The sequence below is a fragment of the Yersinia sp. 2542 StPb PI genome (assembly GCF_048593855.1).
Lineage (GTDB): Bacteria > Pseudomonadota > Gammaproteobacteria > Enterobacterales > Enterobacteriaceae > Yersinia > Yersinia enterocolitica_E.
Window position 1 is genome coordinate 1 of sequence record NZ_JAZGQA010000399.1, and the last position, 1,276, is coordinate 1,276.

Genomic DNA, 1,276 nt, shown 5'->3' on the forward strand with positions numbered 1-1,276 from the left:
ATGTTAATACAAATGGAGTGTTTTGAAAAATGAAAGTTTTAAAATATACAGGATTTATCGTCCTTTTCTTTATTGCCGTTTACATTTCTGCCATCACGCCTTACCAACGGTTTTTTTATCTTTTTGAAAGTGAAGTGTCTGAAGGCAACATTAGAAATGCAAAATCAGGTGAACAGTATGAGGGGAAAAAAGCCGGAGATACTATTCCAACCATTAAAACGTTAGCAGATATCAGAGTGGGTAGTTACTTCACTATAGAAACCGAGTCTCTCGAACCAACCGAATTATATGGTATTGTTGATATTCAACGTGGTGGATTTATTACTTCAGGGTCTGGGCGGAAAAAAAAGACCAAATTCATTCCTTATTGGACACAAAGTAAAATAAAAACACTTATTAATGAACTAGACTACGCCAGATTCTATATTGCAAAGTTACCCGATGGAAACAACGTTATTGTTCTTATTGATGATACATTGCTCAGTACCAGCAATGGAGATAAGATTCGTTTACCCATTGGCTCAAAAGCAGTGCCATTTCATGTAACAAAACAAAGATCAGGAACGTTTGCACAATATTTTCATGAGAATGCTGAAAAGTACTCTTTAAACAATCAAACCAATGGATATATTAATATGGCGAGTAAGTCATTCAATGACACTTACCGACTGACAGTTCTTATTTTAAGAATAATAGGTACCGTGGTTATATTCACTATATTGTATATGGTTGCTAATAGAATACTTTCCATATTTAATAAAAAAACAGAACGTAATCAGTCAAATGATAGGGATAACTTGATTAGTAAATAATACCCCCCCTCCAAGTGTCAGTTTTCCCAACATTTGGAGGGCAGCTCGTATAGATCTATCCGTTACAGCTGCATAACTTTATGATGTAACAAGAAATAGTTATGCTTATGAGGTGGATTTGATTACCTGGTTCTAAATTCACAACCCAAAAAAATCATTAAACAACATGGGCAATAGGTGAAAGTCAGGATACAGATTCACCGTTAACTGCAGGAGGGATTTTAGGGGGGATGATGAGGATGATTTTTACTGAGTGAAGTAGAGCTTGTCATTGTCGGAGCCCATGACGCTTAGCAATAATCGACAACTGAATAATAGACTTCGCATTGAACTTTTCATGCAATTTTCTTTTATATGCACTAATTGTCTTTCGACTAACATTGATGTTATTGGCTATATCATTAATCGTCAAACCCTGGCTAATCCCTTGCATAACAGCAATTTCATTAGGTGATAGACTTTTT

At 35.3% G+C, this 1,276-nt stretch carries 2 protein-coding genes; one reads left to right on the plus strand and one right to left on the minus strand.

Annotated elements, in window-relative coordinates; translation table 11 throughout:
- Positions 1-29 precede the first annotated feature (29 nt).
- Positions 30-812 (plus strand): hypothetical protein, encoded by a 783-nt coding sequence (locus V1952_RS21890; RefSeq protein ID WP_372558591.1) that lies wholly within the window; start codon positions 30-32, stop codon positions 810-812.
- 268 nt (positions 813-1,080) lie between these two features.
- Here the strand turns inward: V1952_RS21890 and V1952_RS21895 are convergent.
- The coding region (locus V1952_RS21895) for a response regulator transcription factor (RefSeq protein ID WP_420075555.1) at positions 1,081-1,276 on the minus strand (196 nt) is incomplete at its 5' end.

Coding starts and splice junctions, on each gene's coding strand:
- V1952_RS21890 (WP_372558591.1), top strand. CDS start 30: ATGAAAGTTTTAAAATATACAGGATTTATCGTCCTTTTCTTTATTGCC.